The sequence below is a fragment of the Marinobacter sp. B-21 genome, from assembly GCF_056857895.1.
On record NZ_JBSXNZ010000032.1, the window covers coordinates 1 to 7,805 of the forward strand.

The 7,805-nt window shown below is 54.7% G+C and carries 10 protein-coding genes; 6 read left to right on the plus strand and 4 right to left on the minus strand.

The genetic code is table 11. The features are described from left to right. Positions 1-126 precede the first annotated feature (126 nt). The 3 genes from AC13C0_RS01160 to AC13C0_RS01170 all read left to right on the plus strand — a co-directional run bounded on the left by AC13C0_RS01160 (position 127) and on the right by AC13C0_RS01170 (position 1,454). A complete protein-coding gene (locus AC13C0_RS01160; protein ID WP_482953799.1) occupies positions 127-270 on the plus strand; it encodes a hypothetical protein in 144 nt (47 codons plus the stop codon). A 122-nt stretch (positions 271-392) separates the two neighbouring features. Further along, positions 393-965, plus strand: a complete 573-nt coding sequence (locus tag AC13C0_RS01165; RefSeq protein WP_205422287.1) for an antitoxin Xre/MbcA/ParS toxin-binding domain-containing protein — start codon at positions 393-395, stop codon at positions 963-965. Continuing rightward, a complete protein-coding gene (locus tag AC13C0_RS01170; RefSeq protein ID WP_117618064.1) occupies positions 966-1,454 on the plus strand; it encodes an RES family NAD+ phosphorylase in 489 nt (162 codons plus the stop codon). Between the two features lie 412 nt (positions 1,455-1,866). Here AC13C0_RS01170 and AC13C0_RS01175 read toward each other — a convergent pair whose 3' ends face one another. From AC13C0_RS01175 to AC13C0_RS01190, 4 genes are all read right to left on the minus strand, one after another. After that, a complete protein-coding gene (locus tag AC13C0_RS01175) occupies positions 1,867-2,535 on the minus strand; it encodes a glutathione S-transferase family protein (protein WP_482953800.1) in 669 nt (222 codons plus the stop codon). A gap of 16 nt (positions 2,536-2,551) precedes the next feature. Next, complete coding sequence (locus AC13C0_RS01180; protein WP_341582489.1) at positions 2,552-3,514, minus strand: DUF6635 family protein; 963 nt, start codon at positions 3,512-3,514, stop codon at positions 2,552-2,554. Positions 3,515-3,604: 90 nt separating this feature from the next. Next, positions 3,605-4,585 (minus strand): ribonuclease Z, encoded by a 981-nt coding sequence (locus AC13C0_RS01185; RefSeq protein WP_482953801.1) that lies wholly within the window; start codon positions 4,583-4,585, stop codon positions 3,605-3,607. Positions 4,586-4,697: 112 nt separating this feature from the next. Continuing rightward, positions 4,698-5,618: a patatin-like phospholipase family protein gene (locus AC13C0_RS01190; protein ID WP_482953802.1), complete on the minus strand. Its 921-nt coding sequence runs from the start codon at positions 5,616-5,618 to the stop codon at positions 4,698-4,700. A 195-nt stretch (positions 5,619-5,813) separates the two neighbouring features. Here AC13C0_RS01190 and AC13C0_RS01195 point away from each other — a divergent pair, with 195 nt between their 5' ends. The 3 genes from AC13C0_RS01195 to AC13C0_RS01205 all read left to right on the plus strand — a co-directional run bounded on the left by AC13C0_RS01195 (position 5,814) and on the right by AC13C0_RS01205 (position 7,613). After that, positions 5,814-6,269: a GatB/YqeY domain-containing protein gene (locus AC13C0_RS01195; RefSeq protein ID WP_117618059.1), complete on the plus strand. Its 456-nt coding sequence runs from the start codon at positions 5,814-5,816 to the stop codon at positions 6,267-6,269. Between the two features lie 151 nt (positions 6,270-6,420). Beyond that, complete coding sequence (locus AC13C0_RS01200) at positions 6,421-6,663, plus strand: hypothetical protein (protein ID WP_117618058.1); 243 nt, start codon at positions 6,421-6,423, stop codon at positions 6,661-6,663. A 311-nt stretch (positions 6,664-6,974) separates the two neighbouring features. Beyond that, a complete protein-coding gene (locus AC13C0_RS01205) occupies positions 6,975-7,613 on the plus strand; it encodes an SDR family oxidoreductase (protein ID WP_117618057.1) in 639 nt (212 codons plus the stop codon). The last annotated feature ends 192 nt before the right edge of the window (positions 7,614-7,805 follow it).

A 7,805-nucleotide genomic window follows, 5' to 3' on the forward strand; every position in this document is an offset into this window, starting at 1 on the left:
AAGGGAGGAAAGCGCAGTTGAGTTGGGATAGAATTGGACATGGGCGAACCTTGTTTAGCTTCTTCCGAAGCGTTATTGGTGTAACTCCCATTATATCAATGGGTTGAGCAAGGTTCGCCTTTTTTTATGAATAATTCGGGCTATATCCGGGATACGGGGGAAATTCTCAACGACCTATCGATCCCCGTGCATGTAGATGGCAAGCATTGGGGTGCGGTGATCATGGGCTTTAATCCGGATCTTCTGCTGGCTGGTAACGACAGGAGTTGACGAAAACCGTGAAAACCGGGGCAGATTTCCCCCGGTTCACCAAGGTACGAGAATAATCATTTTGATGCTTTTTATTCGTCAAAATGATGCTAGTATGAGGGCGTCAAAGTGAGGTGATTGAGATGATTACGGCTAAAGGCGCATCTGTTGAAAAGCCCAAAAAGCGGGTAGCCTTGAAAGCAGGAAAAACCCATAAAATCAAAAGTATTGAGCTTCGCTACGATCCTGAGCTGGAGAAGTATGAGCTCAAAGGTGGGGCAAACCGGGTAAAGAAACTATCTGCCAGGAAGGGGATGGTTTTTGGCGTGGTTCCCCCTGAGATTTTCGAAAATCGCCAGAACTTTATTGAGGTAGCCAGGGCGGGAATTCCCGGCGCTTGGGTTAAAGGCTTGATAGATGCGACAGGTCTCAGGGACACCTTTGTCACTATCCTCGGTGTCACCTCCTCGAACCTCAGCAGGATCTACAAAAGAAAGGCCTTGAACAGAGAAGATTCTGAGGAGGTCCTGGATACGGTTCGACTGCTGCGGCAAGCAGCCCAGGTTTGGGAATCAGAAGATGCAGCAATGCAGTGGCTGAAGTCTGAAGTGCCTGCTCTGGGCGGAGTTAGGCCGATCAGTCTTTTCGACACATTTGAGGGCAGGCGCTGGGTGTCCCAGGTTCTCCGCAAAATCGAGTACGGGGACTTCAGCTGAATGCGGCTTTTTCGAATCGCGCCGGAAAAATTTCTTGAAAACTACACGGGGCTCGGTGGGTCTTTTGAAGACGGTGCGAGATGGAACCTTCCTCAGACACCAGTGATGTACTTTGGGCTGACGGCTTCGGTTGCCATGCTTGAGATGACCAATTACACCGCCAGCCCGAGAAAGGTTCCACCATCCTACAGACTTGGCTTGTATGAATTGGATGACGATGCAGCAATCAGCGAGCTGATTGAGAGCGATCTCCCTGAGGACTGGTCTGCATTTCCTTATCCAGAATCCACCCAGGAAATCGGCAATCAGTGGCTCCAGTCTCTTGAGGGGGTTGGGCTGATTGTGCCGAGCTGCGCCGTATCAGGCGGGCTAGAGCACATTATGGTCGTGAATCCACGACACCAAGACATCAAGAAGCTAAGGTTCAAGCATAGTTTCAAGGATATTTTTAACCCTCGGGCTTTTGCGGGTGTCTACTTGGAAGAATGACAAAGCCGGGCTATGGGAGGCTGGCTAATGGGGGGCCCGGTTTCCTGAGTGTGTAAAAATTATTTTCCAAATCCGAAAAAGTGTAAAAAAAGTACGATTGGTGTAAAAAGGCTTCAATTGGGTAAAAAAGCTTGGCTGTAGAGGCGGAGACACGGAAGCGCATGCAATACGCAGGTTACGCGCATCTCGTAAACCACTACGGTATCACGGCCATCAAGCAGGCCTACGTTCCATTGTTCAGTCCAAAGCACTACATCACTGGCGGGGCCGAGAAGAATCCCCATTGGCGCGTGAGCTTCAACGGATTGGGTTCGCTGGATTACTGCATCATGGTTCGACGCACCAACGCGTTTCAGTCACTCAGGTTCAACTCCATGTCCCCGGACCAGGGATCGCCTGCCTGGCGGTCTACTCACGCAAAATCGTATTCTCCGCCCTTCTCAAGCGCCCTCTGGTAAGCAGGCCTGGCGTGCACTCGCGCCACCCAGGCGGTGATATGAGGCCGGTTCTTGCCGACGATACCCCGTGCTACTGAGGCTTCCAGCGGGAAGCTCATCTGAATATCCGCCGCGCTGAGGTTGTCGCCGAGAAACCAGGTGTTTTTGGCCAGGTGGGATTCGACAAAATCCAGGTGGGTCTTGATCATCGGGCCGATGAAAATTTCATTGGTTTTGTCGGAAATGCCTTTTGCTACGGGCTTGATAAAAAACGGCATCGGGCTGGTTTTTACCTTTTCAAACACCAGGCGCATCACCAACGGGGGCATCAAAGAGCCTTCGGCGTAATGCAGCCAGTAAGTGTAATCCAGCCATGCCTGGCCGCCGGCCTTCGGCAACAGGGTGTCTTTGCCATAGGTGTGGGCAAGGTATTCGATAATGGCGCCGGATTCCGCCACCACCAGATTGCCGTCGGTGATCACCGGTGATTTCCCCAGCGGATGTACCTTTTTGAGGCTTGCCGGCGCCAGCATGGTTTTGGGATCACGCTCGTAACGCTGGATCTCGTAGGGCACGCCCAGCTCTTCCAGCATCCAGAGAACGCGTTGTGAGCGGGAATTGTTGAGGTGATGAACTGTAATCATGCAGACACTCCGTTCGTTAGATTAAACCCGACTTGATCATGTCAAACGTGTCCAGAATCCGCGCCACAAACTGGTCTTTCGGGCGAAAGCTGCTTTGGGTGCTGAGTGTGACGTCCCTCTGCAGGTGGTCCAGTAGCTTGTGCAGGCGCCGGCGATGCAAACCGACAGCCGCCTGAACGGGATCAAAAATAACACCGGACAAGGCCGCAAACGCCGCCAATAAGGCCATGACAGCGACCATAACGCTGGCTGTTGTCGCCAGCGAAGGCTCCGGTGGAAATACGCTGTAGTACCACCCGCCGATGGTTTCACCCAGAATAAAGTCCCTGGCGGCCAGGGTCTTTGCGAGCATGGATGCGAGCACCACCCCAAGCCCGATACCACCCGGGGTAAACTTCTGGAAGGCAAACGCGCCCAGCACCGTGCAGGTAATACTGTTGGTGATATCGGCCGATGCCGTGCGGGTTACCCGGTAATGACTGAGAGTGTCCGCCACCAGCGGCTCAATCAGCTTGTTGAACTGCTGGTGATCGACCGGCTCGCAGGTGTGGCGCTCATAGACCGCTTCCAGCGCCTCAATCAGATAGCTCTCCAGCAGCGGGCCCTCCTGACCATTGTTCAACAGGTCCACCAGGATCAGGTGCGAGATATGCTGTTGTACCCGAGTGGTAAAACCGGCGGGTACACGATTTGCCAAACCGTGCAGCCACATCAGGCCTGCTCGTTTGGGAACCAGAATTTTCACCAGGCATGCCAGGGCGTACACCGGCGCCCACAGAAGATTAACGGGCGCCCGCAACATGTCCCATCCGAGCGCCATCCGGTTGGTTGCGATGGCACCGGGGTAATGGAAATGGCGGTCAATAAACGCCGGTACCCGCGCCCGGCAGTCGTCAAAGTAGCGCTCGATACCGGAGCGGATTGCCTGCTCTATCTCAATTTCGGAGATGTTCTGCTCGGGCGATGTGACAATGGGCATAGTGACAGGCGTATCTGCAGGCAAGTGAGTGTCTGGCACATTACACCGCAATTGAGAAAACTGGGACAGATGATTTTCAGGACGTTCACTTTAAAAAGGGTTTTCTGTGCTCAGACAAATCAGTGACATATCCTTCTCCAGCCGGTAAGTGTCGAAATCCCGGGCCAGAAATAGCTGGCCCCGGTAGTGTTGCATGGCTTCGGTTGCCAAGTGGTTGATGTTGGGCGTGCCGCCCGGCGTGGACTGGTAGCGGGAGCTGAAATGGGTGAGTATCAGATTGGGCAACTGGGCCTGTTGGGCAAACCGGGCCACCTGTTCGGCGGAGCTGTGTTGTGGCCAGGGGCCAACCCGGTCGGCCACGTCCTGGGTGTAGGTAGCCTCGTGAATCAACACATGGCTGCCTTTGCAGGCGTCGGTCAGCAGGGCAGGGTTGTCATTGTCACCGGCGACGATCAGGCGGCGGGCAACGCGGGGAGTCTGCGTGTAGTCGTCACTTCTTAGCAGGCGGCCATCTTCCTGTGTTACGTCATTGCCTTTTTGCAACTCGCCCCAGTTGGGCCCGGGTTCGACACCGTCCTGCTTCAGCTTGCCCTGCAACAGTTGTCGCTCCAGATTTCGCTCCGTAAACACGTAGGCACGGCAGGGTACCCGATGGGACAGCGCTACGTTCGTCACCTCGAAATAGTCATCCTGCCAGCAGAAGTCCGACGCTTCGGAATCGGTGAAGTTCAGGGCATAGCTGAGGCTGGAATCGCTGTTTTCGAGCGTCGCGTTGATGAAACGTTGAGTCTGAACGGGGGCGATGATGTCCAGCGGTTCTGTGCGGCCCAGCATGGAGGCACTGGTGAGCAGCCCCGGCAGGCCGAAGGTGTGGTCACCGTGGATATGGGTGATGAAGATCGCCCGCAATTGCATCACCGAGTAGTGAGCGCGTAGCAGCTGGTGCTGGGTGCCTTCGCCACAGTCCACCAGGTACCAGGGTTTGTAGCCGGAGTGCGACAGGGCCAGGGCGGTTACGTTGCGTGACCGTGTCGGTGTGCCGGCAGATGTGCCCAGAAAGGTGAATTCCATCGTTCCTCGTTTCGCGATCAGAGTTGCCAAATCAAGGGTTGCCAGGTCAAAGGTGCCAGATCAAGAGTGCCAGGGAAATGGGAGTGGGAACATGGTAGAGCCCTTTGGCCGCTCAAGATCCTGGGGTTCGGGTATCCGGTTCGCTTCGATTACGGACGCCAAAGGCGTGCCGTTTAAGGTCTTTGATAATCTCGGGCATCTTGAAGGGCAGCAATGTCCTGACCGTTTTTAAAAGGCTGATAGCGACGTTCATCCGCTTGTACCAGAGCACCCGGCGAATCTTTTTCTTCATGGGGTGGTAGCCTTCCAGGTATAGCTCGTCCACACATTTGGCGTTGTTGGTGAGGCTGTAGCGGCTTAAATCCAGCGGCACCACTATGTCTGCGTTCTTCAACTGCTTGCGGGTATTAAAATCGATACCAATGTTGATGGCGTTGCTGATCACATCAAACGTATCTTCCGGCTTCGGGTACCGGCTGACATGGCTCAGATCAATGGCCACGGTAATCCCTGCGCCCATTTTCGCCAACGGTGAAATCGGGACATTTTCAACCAGCCCTCCGTCGACCAGAATTCGGCCATCCACCTCCACCGGCACAAACAGGCCGGGCACCGCCATGGATGCACAGACGGCGTCCGCCAGGTTTCCTTCCCTGAAGATCAACTGCTCGCCGGTTTCGATATCCGTTGCGCAAATGGCCAGGGGAATGTCGGCATCTTCGATCCGGACATCCCCCAGATCCCGGTGGATCATCTCCCGAATGGTGTTGGTACTGAACAGGCCACCACGCTCAAGGGTGAAGTTGATAATCTTCGACAGGTTCAGTGTTGAACAAATCGACAGTATGGACTCTGCCGGGCGGCCGAAGGCGTAATAGCTGGCGATTAGCGCCCCCGCACTGGTACCCGAAATACAGTGAATCTTGATTTGCTCTTCTTCGAAGGCTTTCAAAACGCCAATGTGGGCAATGCCCTTGGCAGCACCGCCCCCCAGAGCCAGACCGATACGGGTATTAAAGGGGTTGGGTTTCATTCATGAGCGCCTGTTAAGGTTTCAGAGGGGAAGTTTCGGATTGATTCTAACAGAATTAACAGGGCGTCGAGCCGGAGGAAACCTATGGGGCTCCTTCATTGTCCACGATTGAACCTTTTCCGATTTTTCGTTAAATCTACCCTTTCGCTTTATGCGAAGTCCGTCCCCCTTAACCCATAGAACAGGAGCTCGACAATGGCGGAACCAACACTCAAGGAACAACTGAACAGCGCCGTGAAAGACGCCATGCGGAACAAGGACAAAACCCGGCTTGTCACCCTGCGTATGGCTCAGGCCGCGGTTAAGCAGATCGAGATTGATGAACGCCGAGATTTGAGTGACGAGGACGTTCTGAAGGTGCTGGACAAAATGCTCAAGCAGCGCCGCGACGCTGCCAGCCAATACGATGCCGCCGGTCGCGAGGAGCTGGGCGATAAGGAACGTGCGGAAATGGTGATTATCGAGGAATTCATGCCCGCCGCCCTGAATGAGGATGACCTGGACGGCCTGATCCGACTGGCCATCAGCTCAACTGATGCTCAGGGTATGCAGGACATGGGACGTGTCATGAACAACCTGCGCCCCCAGGTGCTCGGCCGGGTCGACATGGGCCATCTGAGCAAGAAGGTGCGGGCCGCGCTGGCGGGCTAAGATCCAGCGCTGCCGCTCATTCGCCCGGGTCCGGTCGATTCCATTTACTGGCGGAAAATCTGTCCCGGATTTCGGAACTAAACCGCCCGAAGTTGGTCAAATCGTAACCAGACTAGCAACGCTATCTGGGTGCGCCAAAGGAGGAAGTCTCATGCGCTATCTCGCTGCACTATTAATCACTGTATTCCTAGCTGGCACTGCGCTGGCCAGCCAGTGCCCGTCTCTGGTTAGCCAGATTGATCAACAACTGCAGTCAGCTCAACTCGATAGTAAGACTGAAGCCAGTATCAAAGCGCTCCGTGATCAGGGCCAATCACTGCACAGCCAGGGGAAGCATGCCGAGTCGGTTAAGGTACTTAAAAAAGCGATAAAAAAACTTGACGCTATGTCGTAGCAATCAAGCGCCTGGCAGTGGCAAATCCTGCCGCCGCCAGGTCCCTGATTATGAATGGCAGGCTAATGTACCCGCCCGGTCTACCGGGGATCTTCAAGGGCAAGCACGCCGCGCTCAAGGTCCAGGGTATCACTGGGTTCGGCCGCCTTCCGCGACCAGCGCCCGGATTTATCCAAAAGCTCCCTCCAGTCGTGTGTCGCGCATTCCCGTAACATTCCCGTAAACTGTCTCTCCGGTGCCCTGAATTGTAAGTGCAGCGCACTCGGCATATAAAAGATATGCACGCCAATCAGCTAATCAGGAGATCCGCCATGCATGTGTTCATTGCAGGAGCTAACGGGCAAATCGGGCAACATCTGTTACGGGAATTGGCCGACAGGGATCATGAGGCACGTGCCTTGATCCGGCACCCGGATCAGGGCCCGGAATTGCAGCAGTTGGGTGCTACGGAAACCGTGCTGGGCGATCTGGAGCAAGACTGTAGCGAAGCCATGAGAGGCTGCGATGCGGTCATTTTTACCGCTGGCTCAGGCCCGCATACCGGGCCGGATAAAACCATTGATGTGGATCAGGACGGTGCTATCCGGCTGGTGGATACAGCCAGGGCCATGGGTATAAAGCGTTTTATCATGGTGAGCAGTATGCGAGCTGAGGAGCCGGAAAAGGGGCCGGAAAAACTCCGTCATTACCTTCAGGCCAAACACAACGCCGATGAGCACCTGAAAAACAGCGGCCTGAATTACACCATTGTTCGTCCGGGTCGGCTGACCGATGATGACGGGACGGGCAAGGTTTCGGTGAGTGCGAGACTGGACGATTTCGGTACGATTCCACGGCAGGATGTTGCCCGCGTCCTGCTGGCGGTGCTGGATTTGGACACTGCCACCAATCGCGTCTTTGATGTGGTGTCCGGTGACACGCCAGTGCCTGAGGCACTGGCAAAACTGTAACCTCCATCAGGCTCTGCTGTTAAGACTGAAAAGTGCGGGCCTGGTTTGCAGCTAGTGTACCTTAACAAAAGTTCATCGAGTAATTGGCATTAAAGGCTATAATTGCAGAAAATGTTGATGGAGCTACTGCAATGGGCCGACCCGTTATACCTTTGAAGATGACAGAGGAAGAGCGCAACGAGCTCAATGCAT

Coding starts and splice junctions, on each gene's coding strand:
- AC13C0_RS01160 (WP_482953799.1), top strand. CDS start 127: ATGAATAATTCGGGCTATATCCGGGATACGGGGGAAATTCTCAACGAC.
- AC13C0_RS01165 (WP_205422287.1), top strand. CDS start 393: ATGATTACGGCTAAAGGCGCATCTGTTGAAAAGCCCAAAAAGCGGGTA.
- AC13C0_RS01170 (WP_117618064.1), top strand. CDS start 966: ATGCGGCTTTTTCGAATCGCGCCGGAAAAATTTCTTGAAAACTACACG.
- AC13C0_RS01175 (WP_482953800.1), bottom strand. CDS start 2,535: ATGATTACAGTTCATCACCTCAACAATTCCCGCTCACAACGCGTTCTC.
- AC13C0_RS01180 (WP_341582489.1), bottom strand. CDS start 3,514: ATGCCCATTGTCACATCGCCCGAGCAGAACATCTCCGAAATTGAGATA.
- AC13C0_RS01185 (WP_482953801.1), bottom strand. CDS start 4,585: ATGGAATTCACCTTTCTGGGCACATCTGCCGGCACACCGACACGGTCA.
- AC13C0_RS01190 (WP_482953802.1), bottom strand. CDS start 5,618: ATGAAACCCAACCCCTTTAATACCCGTATCGGTCTGGCTCTGGGGGGC.
- AC13C0_RS01195 (WP_117618059.1), top strand. CDS start 5,814: ATGGCGGAACCAACACTCAAGGAACAACTGAACAGCGCCGTGAAAGAC.
- AC13C0_RS01200 (WP_117618058.1), top strand. CDS start 6,421: ATGCGCTATCTCGCTGCACTATTAATCACTGTATTCCTAGCTGGCACT.
- AC13C0_RS01205 (WP_117618057.1), top strand. CDS start 6,975: ATGCATGTGTTCATTGCAGGAGCTAACGGGCAAATCGGGCAACATCTG.